Source organism: Caballeronia novacaledonica, from assembly GCF_900258035.1.
GTDB classification, from domain to species: Bacteria; Pseudomonadota; Gammaproteobacteria; order Burkholderiales; family Burkholderiaceae; genus Caballeronia; species Caballeronia novacaledonica.
Genome location: NZ_OGTP01000016.1, coordinates 84100 through 105043, shown reverse-complemented (window position 1 = coordinate 105043; position 20944 = coordinate 84100). Strand labels below are relative to the sequence as shown.

General features: G+C 64.1%; 18 protein-coding genes and 2 tRNA genes. 8 read left to right on the top strand and 12 right to left on the bottom strand.

Annotated features, from left to right (window positions below; translation table 11 throughout):
- Nucleotides 1–67 precede the first annotated feature (67 nt).
- The 7 genes from NOV72_RS21400 to NOV72_RS21370 form a co-directional block, all read right to left on the bottom strand.
- Nucleotides 68–310 (bottom strand): hypothetical protein, encoded by a 243-nt coding sequence (locus NOV72_RS21400; RefSeq protein ID WP_106856573.1) that lies wholly within the window; start codon nucleotides 308–310, stop codon nucleotides 68–70.
- A gap of 164 nt (nucleotides 311–474) precedes the next feature.
- Complete coding sequence (locus NOV72_RS21395; RefSeq protein ID WP_106856624.1) at nucleotides 475–1332, bottom strand: DUF1571 domain-containing protein; 858 nt, start codon at nucleotides 1330–1332, stop codon at nucleotides 475–477.
- A gap of 15 nt (nucleotides 1333–1347) precedes the next feature.
- A complete protein-coding gene (locus NOV72_RS21390; protein WP_106856572.1) occupies nucleotides 1348–3090 on the bottom strand; it encodes an AMP-binding protein in 1743 nt (580 codons plus the stop codon).
- Nucleotides 3091–3155: 65 nt separating this feature from the next.
- Nucleotides 3156–4451: an acetyl-CoA C-acetyltransferase gene (locus tag NOV72_RS21385; protein WP_245933115.1), complete on the bottom strand. Its 1296-nt coding sequence runs from the start codon at nucleotides 4449–4451 to the stop codon at nucleotides 3156–3158.
- Nucleotides 4448–5353 (bottom strand): MaoC/PaaZ C-terminal domain-containing protein, encoded by a 906-nt coding sequence (locus tag NOV72_RS21380; RefSeq protein ID WP_106856570.1) that lies wholly within the window; start codon nucleotides 5351–5353, stop codon nucleotides 4448–4450. The genes NOV72_RS21385 and NOV72_RS21380 overlap by 4 nt, the downstream gene beginning before the upstream one ends.
- 11 nt (nucleotides 5354–5364) lie before the next feature.
- The gene (locus NOV72_RS21375) at nucleotides 5365–6792 is read right to left on the bottom strand and encodes a 3-oxoacyl-ACP reductase (RefSeq protein ID WP_106856569.1); all 1428 of its coding nucleotides are present in this window, start codon (nucleotides 6790–6792) and stop codon (nucleotides 5365–5367) included.
- Between the two features lie 37 nt (nucleotides 6793–6829).
- Nucleotides 6830–9322, bottom strand: coding sequence for an acyl-CoA dehydrogenase (locus tag NOV72_RS21370; RefSeq protein WP_106856568.1), 2493 nt, complete (start codon nucleotides 9320–9322; stop codon nucleotides 6830–6832).
- A 313-nt stretch (nucleotides 9323–9635) separates the two neighbouring features.
- On the opposite strand from NOV72_RS21370, the gene NOV72_RS21365 reads away from it, so the two are divergent.
- Nucleotides 9636–10058 carry a hypothetical protein gene (locus tag NOV72_RS21365; RefSeq protein WP_245933114.1) on the top strand — a complete coding sequence of 141 codons (423 nt, stop codon included), beginning with the start codon at nucleotides 9636–9638 and terminating at the stop codon, nucleotides 10056–10058.
- A gap of 273 nt (nucleotides 10059–10331) precedes the next feature.
- Complete coding sequence (locus tag NOV72_RS21360; protein ID WP_106856567.1) at nucleotides 10332–10769, top strand: hypothetical protein; 438 nt, start codon at nucleotides 10332–10334, stop codon at nucleotides 10767–10769.
- A 41-nt stretch (nucleotides 10770–10810) separates the two neighbouring features.
- On the opposite strand, the gene NOV72_RS21355 is transcribed toward NOV72_RS21360, so the two are convergent.
- From NOV72_RS21355 to NOV72_RS21345, 3 genes are all read right to left on the bottom strand, one after another.
- Entirely contained in the window at nucleotides 10811–12031 is a 1221-nt protein-coding gene (locus NOV72_RS21355; RefSeq protein ID WP_106856566.1) for an MFS transporter, read from the bottom strand.
- Between the two features lie 221 nt (nucleotides 12032–12252).
- Nucleotides 12253–12339 (bottom strand) — tRNA-Leu (locus NOV72_RS21350).
- A 136-nt stretch (nucleotides 12340–12475) separates the two neighbouring features.
- Nucleotides 12476–12562: transfer RNA gene (locus NOV72_RS21345), tRNA-Leu, on the bottom strand.
- Nucleotides 12563–12829: 267 nt separating this feature from the next.
- On the opposite strand from NOV72_RS21345, the gene rnr reads away from it, so the two are divergent.
- The 6 genes from rnr (at nucleotide 12830) to rpiA (ending at nucleotide 18448) form a co-directional block, all read left to right on the top strand.
- Entirely contained in the window at nucleotides 12830–15295 is a 2466-nt protein-coding gene (rnr, locus tag NOV72_RS21340) for a ribonuclease R (RefSeq protein ID WP_106856565.1), read from the top strand.
- A 102-nt stretch (nucleotides 15296–15397) separates the two neighbouring features.
- Nucleotides 15398–16141: a 23S rRNA (guanosine(2251)-2'-O)-methyltransferase RlmB gene (rlmB, locus tag NOV72_RS21335; RefSeq protein WP_106856564.1), complete on the top strand. Its 744-nt coding sequence runs from the start codon at nucleotides 15398–15400 to the stop codon at nucleotides 16139–16141.
- Nucleotides 16142–16157: 16 nt separating this feature from the next.
- Nucleotides 16158–16451, top strand: coding sequence for an HNH endonuclease signature motif containing protein (locus NOV72_RS21330; protein WP_106856563.1), 294 nt, complete (start codon nucleotides 16158–16160; stop codon nucleotides 16449–16451).
- 23 nt (nucleotides 16452–16474) lie between these two features.
- Nucleotides 16475–17284 (top strand): N-acetylmuramoyl-L-alanine amidase, encoded by an 810-nt coding sequence (locus NOV72_RS21325; protein WP_245933113.1) that lies wholly within the window; start codon nucleotides 16475–16477, stop codon nucleotides 17282–17284.
- 13 nt (nucleotides 17285–17297) lie between these two features.
- Entirely contained in the window at nucleotides 17298–17693 is a 396-nt protein-coding gene (locus NOV72_RS21320) for a SirB2 family protein (RefSeq protein ID WP_106856562.1), read from the top strand.
- 65 nt (nucleotides 17694–17758) lie between these two features.
- Nucleotides 17759–18448, top strand: a complete 690-nt coding sequence (rpiA, locus tag NOV72_RS21315; protein ID WP_106856561.1) for a ribose-5-phosphate isomerase RpiA — start codon at nucleotides 17759–17761, stop codon at nucleotides 18446–18448.
- Between the two features lie 26 nt (nucleotides 18449–18474).
- On the opposite strand, the gene NOV72_RS21310 is transcribed toward rpiA, so the two are convergent.
- Both NOV72_RS21310 and NOV72_RS21305 read right to left on the bottom strand, forming a co-directional pair.
- On the bottom strand, nucleotides 18475–19896 hold the full coding sequence (locus NOV72_RS21310; protein WP_106856621.1) for an undecaprenyl-phosphate glucose phosphotransferase: 1422 nt from the start codon (nucleotides 19894–19896) through the stop codon (nucleotides 18475–18477).
- A 33-nt stretch (nucleotides 19897–19929) separates the two neighbouring features.
- Nucleotides 19930–20676: a Crp/Fnr family transcriptional regulator gene (locus NOV72_RS21305; RefSeq protein ID WP_016345545.1), complete on the bottom strand. Its 747-nt coding sequence runs from the start codon at nucleotides 20674–20676 to the stop codon at nucleotides 19930–19932.
- Nucleotides 20677–20944 lie beyond the last annotated feature (268 nt).

Sequence of the window (20944 nt, the reverse complement as noted above, 5' to 3'; positions counted from 1 at the left end):
GAATCACTCCTTGGTCGATGATGAAAAGTATCAACCGATTATTACAGAGTTCGCGTGTTCCGACGCTTTACCTGACGCCGAGGCCGCGCAGCAATGCGTTGCCGTCTTCGGTCAGGCGCACTTTCGGCGCGCCCGCGTCCGGCGACACGATCTCGACATAGCCATATTCCTGCAACGAGGCGACATCGGGCGTGGCGGCCATCACGTCGATGGGCGCGTGCAGCAGCAACAGCAATGTCGCGATTTCGTGATGGCTCAAAAGCCTTTTTATGGCTCGCACGGGTGCGGAAGCCGGACGGCGGAGGTTCATGAACGATGTCCTCGATTTACATGACGATATGCGGCGGCGCGGGCGTCGTGCCCTTTGCGCGGACCTTGATGTCGATGGAGTGCGGGCAGGTTATCGGCCGACTCTTAGGCGAAACTTAAAACGCGCGGCGCACGCCGCGGTGGGTTGTTACACCGGATGTCACGTCAAAACCGATAGTCAGGATTTTTCGGGTCGAACGTCAGATCGTCGAAGGGTTTGATCTCGATGCGCTCGAACACCACGCTTTCGAAGATATTCCCGTCGTTGTCATACGACTCCAAAGTGCGGAACAGCGGCCGCTCGAGGTCGAGCCCGAGCACTTCCTTTTTCGCGTAGAACTCGGGCTGTCCTTCGGGCGTTTCGTACGTGAACGCGACGACGCGCAGTCCGTCGACGATTTTCACCTCGATATTCGACGGCTTCGTGACGCCCGCTTCGGCGAATTTGTGTCCCTCGTCGATGAAGCGCCGCGTGATCGCGTCGATGCCGAGTTCGCGGATCGAATGATTCGATTGCGAGCGGGCGAGGGCGCCATTCACCGACGTCCACATCGGCACGACGCCCAGAAAACCGCCGAGATGACCGTAGAGTTCATTGGGGCGCTTGGAATCGTCGTAGATGATTTCCTGGCCCGCATGGGCGCCATCGGGCAGCCATTTCGCGTAGATGCGCAACGGCTCGCGCGTGACGCGCACGAGCATGTGGTCCGCGCGCTTCGGCCACTTGCCCCGGATGCGCTCGCGCCGGCGCATCGTGAACTCGCAGGACTGGAAATCGCGCAGGCCGTCCTGCAGGTAGCGCGGCAACGTGCGCGCATCGAGCGCGCTGAAGAGTGCGACGAGTTGCGCGTCGTCGAGCTTCGCGAGCGCGCCGCTTTCGGCCGACTGCGCCAGCCATTGCACTTGCTGCTCGACACCGAGACTGCCGATGCGCGCGGCGTCCTCGGGCGCATCGGCGCGCGCGCCCAAAGACGCGAATGCGAACACGAGATACAGGAACCAGCGGCATCGCGCTCGCAGCATGAGCATCTCCAGGAGTTATTCCGATGGTTTCGATCCGGCGTCGCGCAATTCGCGCCTGAGCACCTTGCCGATCGTCGTGAGCGGTAACGCGTCGCGAAACTCGACATACGAAGGCACCTTGTAACCGGTCAGGTGTAAACGGGCGAACTTCAACAGTTCTTCCACCGTGAGCGTGTCGTCGCGACGCACGACGAACGCCTTCACGCGCTCGCCCGTCACCGGATCGGGCACGCCGACGGCCGCCACCGCGCGCACTTTCGGATGCGCGGCGAGCACTTCCTCGATCTCGTTCGGATACACGTTGAAACCCGACACGATCATCATGTCCTTCTTGCGGTCGATGAGCCGGATGATGCCGCGCGCGTCCATCACGCCGATGTCGCCGGTGGCGAGCCAGCCGTTGGCGTCGATGGCTTTCGCCGTGTCCTCGGGACGGTTCCAGTAGCCTTTCATCACTTGCGGGCCTTGCACGCAGAGTTCGCCCGGCTCGTCGACGTTCGCCCACGCGCCGTCCTCGCGGCGCATGCGCACGAGTGTCGACGGCACCGGCACGCCGATGGTGCCGTCGAACGCGCTCGCATCGCGGGCATCGAGCGGTGTCGCGGCGACGAGCGGCGAGCATTCGGTGAGGCCGTAGCCTTCGACGAGCGTGTTGCCGGTCATCGCCCGGAAGCGCTCGGCGATCACGCGCTGCGTCGCCATGCCGCCCGCCATCGCGAGCTTGAGCGCGGAGAAGTCGCGCCGGCGAAAGGCGTCGTTGTCGAGGAGCGCGCTGTAGAGCGTGTTGAGCGCGGTGATCGCGGTGAAGTTCTCGTGACGCAGTGCGCGCATGAGCGCACGAATGTCGCGCGGATTGACGATCAGCACGTTGCGCGCGCCGATCGCGAGAAACGCGAGCGCGTTCACGGTCAGCGAATAGATGTGATAGAGCGGCAACGGCGTGACGATGATCTCCTCGCCGTCGACGAGTTGCCCGCCCGCCCACGCGAGCGCCTGCAGCAGATTGGCGATGACATTGCGATGCGTGAGCATCGCGCCCTTCGCGACGCCCGTCGTGCCGCCGGTGTATTGAATGAACGCGATGTCGCCATGACCGACTCTGACCGGTTCGCACTTCTGCCGCGCGCCGCGCGCGAGCGCTTGCGGCAGACGAATGGCATCGGGCAGCGAGTAGGCGGGCACCTGCTTCTTCACGTGACGCATCAGCACATCGATCGCGCGGCCTTTCACGTTGAGTCCGTGGCCGAGCAGATCGCCGAGCCCGGTCACGACGACATGCCTCACGCGCGAGCCCGGCTGCGCGTCCTGCACGGTCTTCGCGAAGTTCTCGAACACGACGATCGTCTGCGCGCCGCTGTCCTTGAGCTGATGGCTCAACTCGCGCACCGTATAGAGCGGATTCACGTTGACGACGATCGCGCCCGCGATCAGCGTGCCGAACAGCGCGACGGGATAGACGAGCGTGTTGGGCATCATCAGCGCGACGCGATCGCCGGGTTTCACGCCGATCGTCTGCAGATACGACGCGAACGCATGCGCCTTCTCGCCGAGCGCGGCGAACGTCAGCTCGGAGCCGAGACTCACGAACGCGACGCGATTCTGAAACCGGCCGACGCATTCGTCGAAGAAATGCGCAAGCGAGCGATAACGCGAAGCATCGATCTCGCGCGCGACATGCGGAGGATACGACGCGTACCAGATGCCGTCCGTCGCGTGCGGCGTCGAAGCCTCGCGCGGCGCTGTCTGTCCCGGGCTCATGTGGTGTCTCCGTTGGCGCGCTTCGTTTTCGTCGACGGGCGCGCCTTATTTTTTGCTTCTGCCGCTTACCGCTCCAGTATCGCGACGACGCCCTGGCCGCCCGCCGCGCAGATCGAGATCAGTCCGCGCAACGGCTTGCCGTCGCTGCGTTCGGGCGCTTTCGCGAGCATCTTCGCCAGCGTGCCGACGATGCGCCCGCCCGTCGCCGCGAATGGATGTCCGGTCGCGAGCGAGCCGCCGTTCACGTTCAGGCGCGCGCGGTCGATCGAGCCGAACGCGCCGTTCAGGCCGAGCGCGGTGCGGCAATATTCATCGTCTTCCCACGCGGCGAGCGTGCACAGCACCTGCGCGGCGAACGCCTCGTGGATTTCGTAGAAATCGAAGTCCTGCAACGCGAGCCCGGCGCGCGCGAGCATCGACGGCACCGCGTAGGCGGGCGCCATCAGAAGGCCTTCGCGCTTGTCGAAGAAGTCGACGGCCGCACTCGCGGAGAACGTGAGGAACGCCTGCACCGGCAGTCCGCGCTCGGCGGCCCATTGCTCGGACGCGAGCAGCACGGCCGATGCGCCGTCGGTGAGCGGCGTCGAGTTGCCCGCCGTGAGCGTGCCTGCGTCGCGATCGAAGACGGGTTTGAGCTGCGATAGCTGATCGAGCGTGACGTCGGCGCGCAGATTGTTGTCGCGCGCGAGCCCTTTGTACGGCGTCATCAGATCGTTGAAGAAGCCGCGCCCATACGCCGCCGCGAGCTTGCGATGACTTTCCTGCGCGAGCGCGTCCTGCGACTCGCGCGCGATTTTCCAGCGCTTGGCCATCAGTTCGCAGTGCTCGCCCATCGAAAGGCCCGTGCGCGGCTCCGCGTTGCGCGGCAACAGCGGCCGGAAGAACATGCCGGGCCGCAGTTTCGCGAGCGCGCCGACACGTTGCCCCGCCGAGCGTCCGCGATTCGCTTCGAGCAGGATCTTGCGCATGCGCTCGTTCACGGCGATGGGCGCATCCGACGCCGTATCGACGCCGCCCGCGATGCCCGCGTCGATCTGCCCGAGCGCGATCTTGTTCGCGACCAGAATCGCCGTTTCGAGGCCGGTGCCGCAAGCTTGCTGCACGTCGTAGGCGGGCGTTTCCTTCGCGAGCGTGGTCGAGAGCGCCGCTTCGCGCGTCAGGTTGAAGTCGCGCGAATGCTTGACGACCGCGCCCGCCGCCACTTCGCCGAGACGCATGCCATGCAGGTCGAAGCGATCGACGAGCCCTTGCAGCGTGAAGCTCAGCATGTCCTGATTCGACGCGCTCGCGTACGCCGTGTTCGAGCGCGCGAACGGAATCCGGTTGCTGCCGATGATCGCGACGCGGCGAATTTCGCTCATGGCAGCTCCCATTCGAAATGGCCGCGCAGATGCGGCCGGTCGCCGGCGAGGTCGCGCACTTCGAAATCGCGCGCGGCAGGCGAGGGCGCGGCGGTCCAGAGCGTGGCGTCGCCGGGCAGATAGAGCGGCGATTTGAAGTCGCCGTGCGCGTGTCCGGATGCGAGCGGCTTGACCGGATGCAATGCCGCGAGCGTGCGCGCGAGCGTCCACATGCCATGCGCGATCGCGCGCGGAAAGCCGAACGCTTTCGCGCTCAGCATGTGCAGATGGATCGGATTGAAGTCGCCCGATGCCTTCGCGTAATCGCGTCCGAGTTGCGGCGGAAGCTGCCAGCGCGCTTCGCGTGCGAGGAGCGGCACGCGCGCATCGGAAGCGTCGGCGATTTCTATCGACGGCGCGGCGCTTTCGCTGCGCACGCCGCGTTTCAGATAGACGCTGTCGCCGTCCCACACGGCCTCGCCGCGCCGGAAGATGCGCGTATGCAGCGTGAACGCCTGACCTTTTTGATGCGGCATGAGCGGCCCGCATTCCACTTCGATGCGCAAGCTCTGGCCCGCCGCGAGCGGACGTCGCAAACGCACGCTATTGGACAGATGCACGACGCCGAGCGCGGACCACGGAAACGACGGATCGGTGAGCATCATCAGATGCAGGGGAAACGCGAGCACGTGCGGGAACGTGAGCGGCACGCCATGCTCGGGGATGAACCCGCACACGCGCGCATAGCGGCCGACCTGCTCCGCGTCGAGCCTGACGTCGGGACGCACGAGCCTCAACGCGGGCAGTTCCGGCGAGCGCGCGCGCCTGAAGAGCGCGGGCAGCGCGCGCCCGTAGAGCTTCGCGGGCGGCGGCAAGGTATCGACGACGACGGTGCGGGCGCGCGGCAGGGTCGGTGCGTGCATGCGTCCGTTCCTCACGCGCCGATCAGGCTCTGGCCGCACACGCGCACGACATTGCCCGTGATGCCCGCGCTGCCCGGACTCGCGAGCCACGCGACGGTCTCGGCGACATCGACGGGCAAGCCGCCTTGTCCCATCGAATTGAGCCGCCGGCCGGCCTCGCGCACGCCAAAAGGCATGCGCCCGGTCATGTGCGTTTCGATGAAGCCCGGCGCGACCGCGTTGATCGTGATGCCGCGCGCGCGCAGCAACGGCGCCATCGCATGCACGCGGCCGATCACGCCGGCCTTCGAGGTCGCGTAATTGGTCTGCCCGCGATTGCCCGCGATGCCGCTGATCGACGACACCGCGACGATCCGTCCGGGTTCGCGCAGCACGTTGCGCGCGAGCAGGGCGTCGTCGATGCGCGCCTGCGCGAGCAGATTGATGTCGATCACGCTGTCCCACATCTCCGGGCTCATGCGCGCGATGGTCTTGTCGCGCGTGATGCCCGCGTTATGCACGACGATATCGACGCCGCCCGATGCGGCGAGCGCCGCGGCGATGTCGGCGGGCGCTTCGGGCGCGGCGATGTCCGCGAAGAGCGCCGCATGCGCGCCGCCCGAGGGCGATGCATCTTCGATCGACAGCATGGTCTGATCGAGCGCGTCGCGGGCGGCGGCGACATCGAGCCCGGTGACGATCGCGCCGCGTTCCGCCAACACGGCCGCGATCGACGCGCCGATGCCGCGCGCCGCGCCCGTCACGAGCGCGCGCTTGCCCGCGAGCGGCTTCGACCAGCTTTCGGGGGCGGCGGCGGGCGTCTCGATGGTCACGACCTGGCCCGAGACATAAGCCGAGCGGGGCGACAGGAAGAAGCGCAGCGCGGACTCGATGTCCGCGCCATCGGCCACGCGCAGCAGATTCGACGTGATGCGGTTGCGCGCTTCCTTGCCGAGCGAGCGCGTCATGCCTTCGAGCGCATGCTGGGCGGTCGCAGCCGGCACGCTCGCGCGCGTGGCGGGCGGACGGCCGATGACGACGATGCGTCCGTTCTTCGCGAGCGAGCGCAGCGCGTCGTGGAAGAACGCGTAGAGCGAATGCAACTGGGCGCTTTCGTCGACGCCGGTTGCATCGAAAATCAGCGCTTCGACGCGATCGCTCGCGGATGCGTCGCGGGCGCGCGGCTCGAAGCGGCCGCTCATCGCGCCGTGGCGCGCGGCGACCGGCAGCCAGCCCGACGCGCTTTCATGCGCGATGCTCGTCATGCCGATGGACGAGAGCGCGCCCATGAGGTCATCGAAGAGCGCGGGCGACGGCCCCGCGCCGATCGCGGCCATGCCGCCGAATTCGGCGCGATCCGCGCGATGGCGGCGCAGCACTTCGGGACGCGGCAGGCCGAGCGAGCGCGCGATGCTCGTGCCGAAGGGCGAATTGACGAAGTCGAGATAGCGGTCTTTCATCGATTGGCGGTCGCTCGTCGGGGCGCGCGGCCAAGCTTCAGGTGACCGTTTCGGGCCATTGCCGCTCGAGTGCCGCGCTGCGCTTTTGCAATGCTTCGAGGATACCGAAGTCTGCGGAAAAATCATCGACTTTCACCGCTTCGCGCGCATGCGTCGCCCATTCGGTGAGCAGCGCGCGCTCGCTTTCGTCGATGAAGCCGCGCGATAAAGCCGTTTGCGCCCAGGCGTCGACCTCTTGCGGGCTTTGCGGCAGCGGCTCGCTCCGACCCGCTTTGACGGCATCGCGCAGACGCGCTTCCAGCGCCGCGACGGCGGGCGTGAGCGCGAGCAGTTTCTCGCACCGGGCGACCGGATCGGTTTCGATCGCCGAAACGTGCGAGCCCGTGACGAGGCGTTCGCGCGCTTCGCCGGGCGTTTGCATCAGCATCGCGACTTCGTTGCCGAGGGCGTCGGTGATCGGCGCGTGCGGCAGGCCGAAGGGGAACGCGAGCGCACGCAAAAGCGCGGCGGCGGCGCGGTTCGGATAGTTCGCGAGCAGGCCTTCGAACGCGGCGCTCGCCTGATGCAGCGCGTCTTCGGCGCCCCAGCGCACGAGCGGCAAATCGGTCTCGGGACGGCCGTCGTCCTCGAAGCGCTTGAGCGTGGCCGACAGCAAATACAGTTGCGAAAGGATGTCGCCGAGCCGCGCCGACAGGCGCTCGCGACGTTTGAGCTCGCCGCCGAGCGTGAGCATCGACACGTCGGCGAACAGTGCGAACGCGCTCGACACGCGTGTGGCGGCGCGGTAGTAGGGCAGCAGGCGCGCGTCGGCGCGTGCGGGCTTGCGAACGAGCGCGGCCCCGCCGAATGCGTACACGAGGCTGCGCATCGCGTTGGATGCGAGGAAGCCCGCGTGGCCGAAGAAGGCGTCGTCGAACGCGCGCAGATCGTTTTCGCGCGTCGCGGTCATTTCCTTGAGCACATACGGATGACAGCGGATCGCGCCCTGTCCGAAGATGATGAGACAACGCGTCAGGATGTTCGCGCCTTCGACGGTGATCGAGATCGGCATCTGCTGATACGCGCGCGCCAGAAAATTCGACGGCCCCATGCAGATGCCCTTGCCCGCGACGACGTCCATGCCGTCGTTGATCACCTTGCGCGCGCGTTCGGTGATGTGATACTTCGCGATCGCCGAAATGACCGAGGGCTTTTCGCCGAGATCGACGGCCTGCGCGGACAGCCGGCGCGCCGCGTCCATCACGTACAGGTTGCCGCCCATCCGTCCGAGCGCTTCCTGAATGCCTTCGAAGCGGCCGATCGACGTGCGGAACTGGCGGCGCGCGGCGGCATAGGCGCCCGTGCCGCGCACGGCGAGTTTCGCCATGCCCACGTTCGATGACGGCAGCGAGATCGCGCGTCCGGCGGCGAGGCATTCCATCAGCATGCGCCAGCCGTTGCCCACTTGCGCGCGTCCGCCGATCACCCAGTCCATCGGGATGAATACATCCTTGCCCCAGTTCGGGCCGTTCTGGAACACGGCGTTGAGCGGCCAGTGCCGCCGTCCGATGTTGACGCCGGAATGGTTCGTCGGAATGAGCGCGCAGGTGATGCCGGGCGTGTCGTCGTCGCCGATCAGGTGGTCGGGATCGAGCGCGCGGAACGCGAGGCCGAGCACGGTCGCGATCGGCCCGAGCGTGATGTAGCGCTTCTCCCACGTGACGCGAAAGCCGAGCGTCTCGCGGCCCTCGTGCATGCCGCGGCACACGACGCCGACATCGGGAATCGCGGCGGCGTCGGATCCGGCGTACGGGCTGGTGAGCGCGAAGCACGGAATCTCGTCGCCGCGCGCGAGACGCGGCAGATAGTGGTCTTTCTGTTCCTCGGTGCCGTAGTGCAGCAGCAGTTCGGCGGGTCCGAGCGAATTGGGCACCATCACCGATACGGCCGCCGCCGACGAATGCGTCGCGAGCTTCATGATGACCTGCGAGTGCGCATACGCGGAGAACGCTTTCCCGCCGTATCGCTTCGGGATAATCATGCCAAGAAAGCCCTGTTCCTTGATGTAGGCCCATGCCTGCGGCGACAGGTCCTGCCAGATCGCGGTGGTGTCCCAGTCGTTCGACAGATCGCACAGGCGCGCGCATTCGTTGTCGATGAAGCTTTGTTCTTCCTGTGTCAGCTTCGGCGCGCCGTGTTCGAGCAGGGCGTCCCAGCGCGGGCGTCCGGAGAAGAGTTCGGCGTCCCACCAGACAGTGCCGGCTTCGATTGCGTCCCGTTCCGTCGATGACATTGCCGGCAGGATTTTGCGGAACATGGCGAACACGCGGCGGCTGAAAGTCGCACGGCGCAGCGGCTTGATGGCAAGCATGAGTGCCGGAAGCACGAAAATGATCGCAAGCAGCGTGACGCCGACCGTGCCCGTCACGCCGATGAGCGGCCCGACGGCCACCCAGATCGCCAGGCCGGCGAACCAGGCGAGCGCCGGCGCCTGCAGGAAGGTGAGCGTGCCGGCAAGGAGAAGGAAGGCGAAGACGTAGAGAGCGGGCATCACGGGTCTCCGAGGTTTTCCGTTGTCAAGCACACTCCATGCCACGGCTTCTCGTGTGCCGTCTTTAGGACGTATCTACTTCAACACCGCAATATCCGGGAGTTATCTTTTGCTCATGTCAGGGCTGCGACACGGAATGCTTCATTAGATTTGCTGAACGAATCAGAAAGATGATTCTTGACTCCCGCCGAGGCGGGGCGTCAAAGGGCGCTGTGGATGAACCTTCGCGGGATGCGCCACAGCGAGTCACAACGGAGGGCTCATGTTGTGACCACCTGCCACGCGCGTGGTGGCCATGGGAGCATATTTGGAAATGGAGAAGACGGATCAATTAGTTAGGCTAAACATTGGCGCGGTGCCCGATGAACTCGATATTACGGATTGGGTTCTGATGGTGGGTGACCTGCTTTACATGCTGATCCGTTCTAACGGGGAGGTGAGCTACGTGTATGTTCCGCTGGATTTCCATTTGCTCCGGAGCGTCCAGGACTCGGGCACGCGTGAGGAAGATGGCCTGTACCGGGATATCAGAGGCGAACCGACACCATTGGCGACCTATCTGGTGCTGGTTTTTCTGGACCGCAAGGTGCCCGTTTCGGCGATCAGGCGCGAGCTCGGAATCGACGAAGTCACGATGAAGCGGTTGCTTGAAGTCTGGAAAGGTGTCGACGGAGGCATCGATCGGAAGCACATGTTGCGACTGCTTCGTCTGTTGGCGTTTGATGGATATCGATAAAGCAGCTTGCTGGTTATTACCTGATTGGTTTAATTCGGAACCTTCTGGTTGAAATTAAACGAGAGACGCTGGAAATTAGCGAAGGCTCGCGCGACGATCTTGGCGGTCGGTGCGCGCGAGTGGTATCGATCCCGGATCCGCTTGCGCGGAACCGGGACCAGTAGGAGAAGTCATGAGCGAGTCAGTCCACTCGCTCATGACGATCGCAACGCTACAGAAGTGCTCCTGTAGGCAGCAATCACCTGCCGTGAAAAAGCGGCAGCAGGAGAATAAGTGTTCCTGACAAAATGTGTTTACCCAGTGGAGCTAAAATTAAACTCCTTATTCAGAGAGGTCGCCGCGATCGATCAGAGTTTTATCTACGATAACAGGCTTTATGTGTTCAGTAACGACGACGGTGGCTATGCATACCGATCTACGTCGCTTGACGGTGCGGCGGTCGACAAGTTGCACAGGGACATCCGCGTCGTCGAGGTTGCGCGAAGCGGCAGGGCGGGCCGAAAGATCGATCCCAAACGGAAATTCCAGGCGTTGGCGCTGCTGCAGATTGGCGCATCGGTGGCAGCGGTCTCGCGCGGCGTGAACTTGTCGGAGGCTACGGCGTACCGATATCGCAAGGAACTGCAAGGCGTCGTTGTGTGGCCTCCGCGGAAGACGAATGCACTGCTGCGCATGCTTGCCTTTCCGGCCTCGCGGGGCCGAGGGACGTAGCGCCGCCGGATCGGCATTCTGAGTCACGGGTTTGAACGCGGCTACCCCGCCGCGCCCGCTTCCTGCGCCGAACGCGTCATGTCGATGCCTCGGCGCTCGTGGCTGAAGAAAATCAGCGCCGCGATCACCACCGCGACGACGCCCGCGACGATCGCCATCGCCATGCCGTAGTCATTGCCGTGCGATGCCGCGAGCGACGCCTGCATCGTCGCGTTCACGGCCGCAAGCAAGTTGCCGAGCTGATACACGAGCCCAGGAAAGGTCGCGCGAATCTCGTCGGGCGAGATTTCGTTCAAGTGGACCGGAATCACGCCCCACGCGCCTTGCACGGAAATCTGCATGAGGAACGCGCCGATCGCGAGCATGACGGGCGTAGTCGAGAACGCCCACAGATATAGCACCGGCAACGCGATCAATGCGGCGATGAAAATCGTCACCCGCCGGCCGATCTTCTCCGACAGCGCCCCGAAAAACAGCCCGCCGACGATCGCGCCGATATTCAGCGTGATCGTGATGAGCGAGACAGTATGCGGATCGAAGTGATGCTGCTCGCGCAGGAAGGTCGGATAGAGATCCTGCGTGCCGTGCGAGAAGAAGTTGAATGCGGTCATCAGCACGATGGCATAGATCGAGAGCGTCCAGTTCCGCTTGAGCGTGGCGATCAGGCTGGGACGCGGGCGCTTTTCCATCGCGCGCCACGCCGGCGATTCCGGCACGTGCGCGCGCACGTACATGACGAGCAGCGCGGGCGCGACGCCGATGAAAAACATCCCGCGCCAGCCGACGAACGGATACACCACGCCAAAAGCGATCGACGCCAGCAGATAGCCGCTCGGATAACCCGCCTGCAAAAGTCCCGAAACGATGCCGCGCGCCGAGGGCGGCACGGTTTCCATCGTCAGTGCGGAGCCGACGCCCCATTCGCCGCCCATCGCGATACCGAAAAGCGCGCGCAGGATGAGCAGCGTCATGAGATTCGGGGAAAGGCCGGAAAGCAGTTCGAGCAGCGAATAGCACGCAATGTTGATCATCAGCGTGGGACGGCGGCCGAACTTGTCCGCGAGCCGGCCGAAAATGAGCGCGCCCAATGGGCGCATCGCCAGCGTGAGCGTGATCGCGAATGCGACGTCCGGGATTTTCGTGTTGAATTCAGCGGCGATGTCCTTCAATACGAAGACCATCAGAAAGAAATCGAATGCGTCGAGGGTCCAGCCTAAATAGGCGGCAACGGTGACGTTTCTCTGTTCGCGCGTCCAACTCATGGCCAGATGCTCCGGTTCGAATAATCGATTGGCGTGTGCTGCAAGGCGACTCAGCAATTAACGAACCGGTTGCGGGTTCGCAGTTCGACACGGAATCAGTCGAACTGCAAACGAAAGAAAATCGAATCGGAAATGAAGGCGAAAAACAAAAAACCCCACGACGATGCGTGGGGTTTTTGCGTGCGACGCGCTCGAATGAGCGTCTCGCGAAAGAGGGACCTTGGTGCCCAGGAGAGGACTCGAACCTCCACGGTGTTGCCACCGCTAGGACCTGAACCTAGTGCGTCTACCAATTCCGCCACCTGGGCCAAGGGGTACAGCGAGCCCGCTATTTTAGCGGGAACGGGCACCGTGTCAACCGAAAAGTCATACGACTCGTCCAATCAAAAACACGGTCTCCGCACAAAAAGAAAAAGCCACCCGAAGGTGGCTTTTTCAAACATCTGGTGCCCAAGAGAGGACTCGAACCTCCACGGTGTTGCCACCGCTAGGACCTGAACCTAGTGCGTCTACCAATTCCGCCACCTGGGCAAGGGTGCGTGTTACTGCAATTCTGCTGCGATTCGTTTTGCGTCAGCAGCAAAGATCGCCATTATAGCGGGCCCATCGTGGCTGTCAAGCATTTCGGTGCGATGCGCGTAACGGCACGCCAGAAGGCGCGCCGGCCGCGCCGGATCGGCTCGACAGCCCGGTGAGGCTTAAAAGACGGGTGTTAGAATGGCCCGCAACGATGACCGCGTTATTGGTTGCAAAGCACCGCAAAAGTCCCATCCAACGAGAAAAAACACGACTACGCCCTTGAGCAAATATCCGTATCCGATTCCGAGCCGTGAAGAAATTCTCGGCGTGCTGCGCACGAGCGAGACACCGCATGCCGCGAACGACATTGCCGAGGCGCTGTCGATCAAGCGCCAGGAGCGCGAAGGATTTTTCAAGCGACTGGCGGCCATGGAACGCGACGGGCAAATCCGCCTCGACAAGCGCGGCCACTATCAACTGACGCATCCGTCGAATTTCGTGGCGGGCCGGGTGCAGGGACATCGCGACGGCTTCGGCTTCCTGATCCGCGACGACGGCCAGGACGATCTCTTTCTGCCCAACGGCGAAATGCAGAAGGTCATGCACAACGACCGCGTGCTGGCGCGCATCGTCGGTTATGACCGGCGCGGGCGGCCGGAAGGGCATATCGTCGAAGTGACGGATCGCGCGAACAAGCGCATCATCGGCCGCCTCATCAACGAGAACGGCGCGCTCATTCTCGTGCCGGAAGACAAGCGCATCGGCCACGACATCCTCATCACGCAAAATCCGAAGAAGGCGAAGGTCGGGCAAGTGGTGTCCGTCGATCTGACGGATTTCCCGAGCCGTCACTCGCAGCCGCTCGGGCGCGTGGCCGAAGTGATCGGCGATATCGACGATCCCGGCATGGAGATCGAGATCGCGGTGCGCAAGTATGGCGTGCCGCACGAGTTCAGCGACGCCGCGCTGAGTTCCGCCGCCAAGCTGCCCGACGAAGTGCGCCCGGTGGATATCCGGCATCGCGTCGATCTCCGCGACGTGCCGCTCGTCACCATCGATGGAGAAGACGCGCGCGACTTCGACGACGCCGTCTATTGCGAGCCGGTCTCGGTCGGGCGCGGTCAAGGCTTTCGCCTGCTGGTCGCGATCGCGGACGTGTCGCACTATGTGCGGCCGGGCGAGGCGCTCGACGTCGATGCGCTCGACCGCAGCACGTCGGTGTATTTCCCGCGCCGCGTGATTCCGATGCTGCCGGAGAAGCTCTCGAACGGTCTCTGTTCGCTGAATCCGCATGTCGACCGCTGCGTGCTCGTGTGCGACATGGTCATCACGGCGCGCGGGGAAATCAAGGCGTATCAGTTCTATCCGGGCGTGATGCATTCGGCGGCGCGTCTCACGTACACCGAAGTCGCGGCCGTGCTCACCAACACGAAGGGCCCGGAAGCGGCGAAGCGCGCCGATATCCTGCCGCAGTTGCAGGATCTCTATGGCGTCTACAAGTCGCTGCATGCCGCGCGCCAGAAACGCGGCGCGATCGATTTCGACACGACCGAGACGTACATCGTCGTGAATTCGCAGGGCAAGATCGAGCAGATCGTGCCGCGTCATCGCAACGACGCGCATCGGCTGATCGAGGAATGCATGCTGGCCGCGAACGTCTGCGCGGCGGACTTCCTGAAGCGCAACAAGCATCCGGGTTTGTATCGCGTGCATGCGGGGCCGACGGAAGAGAAGCTCGAGAATCTGCGCACGTTCCTGCGCGGCGTCGGCCTGACGCTGACCGGCGGCGCGAAGCCGCACGCGAGCGATTACGCCGCGCTGATCGCGCAGATCCGCGACCGGCCCGACGCGCAGATGCTGCAGTCGATGGTGCTGCGCTCGATGCAGCAAGCCGTGTACAGCCCGGACAACATCGGCCATTTCGGTCTCGCGTATGAGGCGTACGCGCACTTCACGAGCCCGATCCGGCGTTATCCCGACTTGCTCACGCACCGCGCGATCTACGCGATCCTGCAGGGCAAGAAGTATCTGCCGGATATCGGGCACGATGTGTCGCTGAGCACCGGCCTCACGAAAGCCGCACGCGAGATGCAAAAGGCGGACGACACCGCGCGAGGCCGCGCGCGCAACAGCGTCGCGATCTGGGAAGAGCTCGGCCTGCATTGCTCGTCGAACGAACGCCGCGCCGACGAAGCCTCGCGCGACGTCGAGGCGTGGCTCAAGTGCTACTTCATGCGCGACAAGCTCGGCGAGGAATACGGCGGCATGGTGAACGGCGTGACGTCGTTCGGCATCTTCGTGCAACTGGATTCGCTGTTCATCGAAGGTCTCGTGCATGTGACCGAACTCGGCTCTGATTATTTCCAGTACGACGAGATCAAGAACGAACTGCGCGGCGAGCGTACGGGCATCCGCTACCGGATGTCGGATCGCGTGCGCGTGCAGGTGAGCCGCGTCGATCTCGATGCGCGCAAGATCGATTTCCGGCTCGTCCGCGATACGCCGGTGAAGCCGCCGTCGCCGCGTCCGCCGGCGGGTGCGGGCGACGTCGCGAGCGTCGGCAATGGCGCGGCGGGACCGCGCATCCGTGCATTCAGCGACGACGACGTGCCGAGCACGCGCGCCCGCGGCGGCACGAAGAAGGGCGCGCCGCTGTCGGCGAACCCGCGCGGCGGTGCGGCGAAGAAGCGGGGCGCGGCGTCGAAGTCGGCGCCGCAGGGGCGGCCGGCGCGCAAGAAGCGTTAGGGCGGCGCGCAACACGGCCGCCATCGAATACGCGCGGTCCGATGCCTCGTGCATCGGACCGCGTCGTGCTTTTCAAGTTTTCAGCGAAGGTTCGAATCAGTCATGTCACGTCTCAAGGTTCTATACGGATTTCACGCAGTGACCGCACGTTTGCGCGCGGATGCATCCTCGATCGAGGAGGTGCTGTACGACCCCACACGCAAGGATCGACGGATGCAGGACTTTCTGCGGACCGCGAAGGAAGCGGGCGTGCGGCTGATCGCGGCGGACGAATCGCGTCTGTGGGGGCTCGCGGGCAACATTCAGCATCAGGGGATCGTCGCGCGCGCGAACGATCTGCCGCTCGCGCAGAATCTCGCCGAACTGCTCGACGGCATCTCGGGCACGCCGTTGCTGCTGGTGCTCGATGGCGTCACCGATCCGCATAACCTCGGCGCGTGCCTGCGCGTCGCGGATGCGGCCGGCGCGCATGCGGTGATCGCGCCGCGCGATCGCTCCGCCGGCTTGAACGCGACGGCGGCGAAGGTGGCGAGCGGGGCGGCGGACAGCGTGCCGTATATCACCGTGACGAATCTGGCGCGCGCGCTGCGTGAGCTCAAGGATGCGGGCGTGTGGGTGATCGGAACGGCGGGTGAGGCGACGGCTTCGCTCTACGAGACGAAGCTGGACGGTCCGGTGGCGATCGTCGTCGGCGCGGAAGGCGAGGGTATGCGTCGCCTTACGCGCGAGACCTGCGACGAGATCATGAATATCCCGATGGCCGGGGCGGTCGAGAGTTTGAATGTGTCGGTGGCAAGTGGGGTTTGTTTGTTTGAGGCGGTGAGGCAGAGAGGGGTGAAGAAGTAAGGGCAACTTCGTTACCATGCAGGTTCTCGAAGCCGCCCACATCTGCGGCTACATGGGCCCGCAAACCAACGACATCCAAAACGGCCTCCTGCTGCGCGCCGACTTGCACACGCTCTACGACCGCGCGCTGATCGCGATCGATCCTGCGACTCACGCAGTATCGATCGCTCCGGAACTGCGTGAAAGCGAATACGCCTCGCTCGAAGGGCATTTGCTTCGGATACCGAAAAATCCACAACACCGACCGAGCCGCGAAGCGCTGCAGATTCACTGGATGCACGTGCGTCGGCTGCGGGACATGCAATCGTGATCGATATAAACAAAGCGCTAGTCGTGCCGATCCTGGCTTGCCTCCTCACCGCCTGCACCACAACCCAAATCGATCGCGGCACCTACATCGCCGACACGCGACACCACGCCAGGAACGCCGACTCGCGCATCCGCTTCCTCGTGATGCACTACACCGAGATCGACGAGAAACAGTCGCTCGCGGTGCTCACCGGCGATGAAGTCAGCGTGCACTACGTCGTCCCCGACGCGCCGCGCGTCGAGCGAGGCGAGCCGGTCGTCTTTCAGCTCGTGCCCGAAGACAAGCGCGCCTGGCACGCCGGCCAGAGCTACTGGCAAGGCGCGACGGAGCTGAACGCGTCCTCGATCGGCATCGAGAACGTGAACCTCGGCCCGCTCGGCTCCTTGAGCGACGGAAAGTGGCAGCCGTATCCGCCCGCCCAAACCGACGCGCTCGTCAAACTCTCGCGCGATATCGTCACGCGCTACAACATTCCGCCGACGCGCGTCGTCGGCCACAGCGACATCGCGCCGCAACGCAAGATCGATCCGGGCCCGCTTTTTCCGTGGCACGCGCTGTACGATGCCGGCGTGGGCGCATGGCCCGACGACGCGACCGTCGCGGCGCATCTCGCCGGACGCGATCCCAAAGCCCCGGCCGACGTGCGCGCGCTGCAGGAAAAGCTGAAGCGCTACGGTTACGACATCGCGACCGACGGCATCCTGGACGACAAGACGCGCCGCGTCTTCAGCGCCTTCCAGATGCACTTCCGCCCGTCGGACTACGCGGGCAACGCGGACGCGGAAAGCGACGCCATCGCCCAGGCCTTGCTCGACAAATATTTCGCCAACTAACAGGGAGCCCACGATGGGCGACTACTTTCTGCCGCTGCGCGCGTTCCACATGATTTGCGCGGGACTTTCCATCGCCGGTTTCGTGCTGCGCTGGATCTGGATGCTGACGAATTCGCGGCTTCTCTCGGCGCGTGCGACGAAAATCCTGCCGCATATCGTCGATACGCTGTTGCTCGCGAGCGCCATCGCACTGGTCGCGATCGTCGGCTTCTCGGCGAACGCCGCGTGGCTCGGCGCGAAAATCGCGGGCCTCGTCGTCTATATCGTGCTCGGCACGTTCGCGCTGAAGCGAGGCCGCACGAAAGGCGCGCGCGCCGTTTATGGCGTCCTCGCGATCGTCGTGTTCGCGTTCATCGCGTCGGTCGCGCGCACGCACGATCCGCTGGGCTTCTTTCACGCGATTGCGTGATCGGCGGATGCGCCGCGCGCGCTCCGATAAAATCCCAGTTTTACCCAACAAGTAGCACCGCTCCCATGACTCAAGACGAACTCAAGCAACTCGTCGGCCAAGCCGCCGCCGACTACGTGAACGCGAACGTGCCCGAAGGCGCGATCATCGGTGTCGGCACCGGATCGACGGCCAATTGTTTCATCGACGCCATCGCGAAGTCGAAGGCGCGCTATCGCGGCGCGGTGTCGAGCTCGCTCGCGACCACCGCGCGGCTCGAATCGCACGGCTTCGAGGTGTTCGATCTGAACGACATCGAAACGCTTTCGATCTACGTCGACGGCGCCGATGAAATCGATGCGAGCGGCGCCATGATCAAGGGCGGCGGCGGCGCGCTCACGCGCGAGAAAATCGTCGCGTCGGTGGCGGACGTGTTCGTGTGCATCGCCGACGCGAGCAAGCGTGTGCCGGTGATGGGCGCGTTCCCGCTGCCCGTCGAAGTCGTGCCGATGGCGCGCACGGCGATCGGCCGCAAGCTCGCGGCGCTCGGCGGCGTGCCGGTCGTGCGTGTGACGAAGGACGGCTCGCCTTTCATCACCGACAACGGCAACGAGATCATCGACGTGAAAGGGCTTTCGATCACCGAACCGCGCGCGCTCGAAGCGCAGATCAACGCGTGGCCGGGCGTCGTGACGGTCGGGCTGTTCGCCGCGCGCGGCGCGAACATCTGTCTGCTCGGCACGGAAACGGGCGTCGAGCTGATCGACTACAAGTAAGCGCGGCGCGGACGCCGCGCGTTGCCTCAAAACGCGTTGCGTCCGATGAATCCCTTGAACATCGTCATCGCGACGATCTTGATGTCGAACCAGAACGACCAGTTGTGGATGTAGAACAGGTCGAACTTCACGCGGCTTTGCATCTTCTCCACTTTTTCGGTCGCGCCGCGATAGCCGTTCACCTGCGCCCAGCCCGTGATGCCAGGCTTGATGCGATAACGAAACATGTAGCCGTAGACGAGATCCTTGTAGAGATCGTCGTGCTCCAGCGCATGGGGGCGCGGCCCCACGACCGACATATGCCCGAACAGCACGTTCAGGAACTGCGGCAACTCGTCGAGGCTCGTGCGCCGCAGAAACGCGCCGATCTTCGTCACGCGCGGATCGTTGCGCGTCGCTTGCGTCACGTGCCCGGTGTTCTCGCGATGCACGCCCATCGAGCGGAATTTGTAGATGCGGAATGGCCGGCCGTCCGCGCCCTTGCGCTGCTGCGTGAAGAACACCGGGCCCTTCGATGTCGCCTTCACGGCGATCGCGATCGCGATCAGCAGCGGTGACAGCGCAAGCAGCGCGGCCGCCGCGAAGAGGCGATCGAAGACCAGCTTCGGCCACATCTGCAAGGTGCCGAGCGGGGAAGTCGTCAGGTCGATGGTCGCAAGGCCGGCGACATCGGTCATCGAATGATTGAAGAGCGAGATGCTGCGCGTGTCCGGAATCAGCCGCAGATTCACGAAGTCATGCCGCAGCGCGTGCACGAACCGGTAGATCGTGTGTTCCTGCGACAGCGGCAGCGCGAGCCACACTTCATCGATTTCCTCGGCGCGCACTTTCTCCACGAGCTCGTCGAAGTCGTTCAGCACGGGCAAACGATTGCCTCCGGTGCCGATGGCCGTCGTCGGGGCGTTCATGCCGTGCGCGCCGGTTGCCCGAAGCTCCGTTTCGCCGGTCGTGTCGAGCACGCACACGGGCGTGAAGCCTTGCTCGGGCGTGCTGCTCAGATGCGCAAGCAAGGTCCGCGAAAAACCCTGCGCGCCGACGATCGCCACGGTGCGCTGGTTCAGGCCGCGTCCGCGCATCAAACGCAAGCCCAGGCACGCGATCAGTTTCGCCGCGATGATGAGCGCGCCGGAGATGAGGGTGGAATATCCGAACCACAGCCGCGACACGGCATCCATGCGATGCAGCGAAAACGCGAGCAAAAGGCCTGCCGCGACCACCGCCATCCACGCCAGCGTGACGCGCGCCAGCATCATGGCGAACGGCTTGCCACGCCAGGTTTCGTACACGCCGAACGCAGGGAAGAGCAAAAGGGCGAGTGCGGAGTTGAACGCGATCAGAAGCCTTTCGATATCGCTCACATCGAGCGAGGAAAAGCGTACTTCATGCGCGATCAATCCGCCCGCGATGATGAGACAGACATCCAGAAAACGTGCCAGCCATGAGAACAAGTCGTGGTTTTTTTCTTGCATTAATCCAAGCCGTTAAACACTGGAGGCCGATACCGCCTCGGTTGCACGAAGACGCGGCAGCAGACGGTCGAACTCGCGCTTGACGAGCCCGTAGCACTCGCAGGCGCGGGCTTCGAGGCCCTCGCGATCCACGACCTTGATGCAGCCGCGGCTGTGATGGATGAGACCCGCGTCGTGAAGCTTGCCCGCCGCTTCCGTCACGCCTTCGCGGCGCACGCCGAGCATGTCGGCGATCAGTTGCTGCGTGACTTGCAGCTCGTTCGATGCGGTACGATCGATTTCGATCAGCAGCCAGCGGCAAAGTTGCTTGTTCAGCGAGTGATGCCGATTGCACGCGGCCGTCTGCGCGACCTGCGTGAGCAGCGCCTGCATATAGAGCAGCATCAGGCGGCGCAGGAAGTCCGAGCGGCCGAACTGCTCGCGCAGGGCCTGCGCGCTCATGCGATACGCGAAGCCCGGGCACTGAACCTGCACGCGCGTCGGCATCGTTTCGCCGCCGGTCAGCACGGGCACGCCCGTCATGCCTTCACGGCCCACGGCCGCGATTTCGACCGAGCCGCCGTCTTCCATCGTGTGCAGCAGCGAGATGATCGCCGTCGTCGGGAAATAGACGTGGTGAATCCGTTGGCCCGAATCGCACAGCAATTGTTCGGTGCGCAGTTGTACGAGTTCGAGATGCGGTGTGAGCGCCTGCCATTCGTGCGCCGGAAGTGCGCCAAGCAGATGATTGCCGTGCAGGTCGGACTGGAGGGTCAGCATGATTTGTTCTCTCTCGTAACTTGCGCGTTGCGCTTCAATTTTTATTTACTGGTGTGACCGTTTTCGAATGACGTCGCTTGCGACTCATACCGATGAAGCATCACTCCCAGCCCCGTAGCTGCCCGATCACGCGTGAATTGATTTTTTTCTTCGCGTTATTTCGGGTGGCGCATCTCTGTTAGCGAGGACTGTGCCAATGCGGGCAATCGCAATGCTGGCGGGGCCTCATAACCGATACGGTTTTCGTGATGCAGCGCAGCGCAGCGTT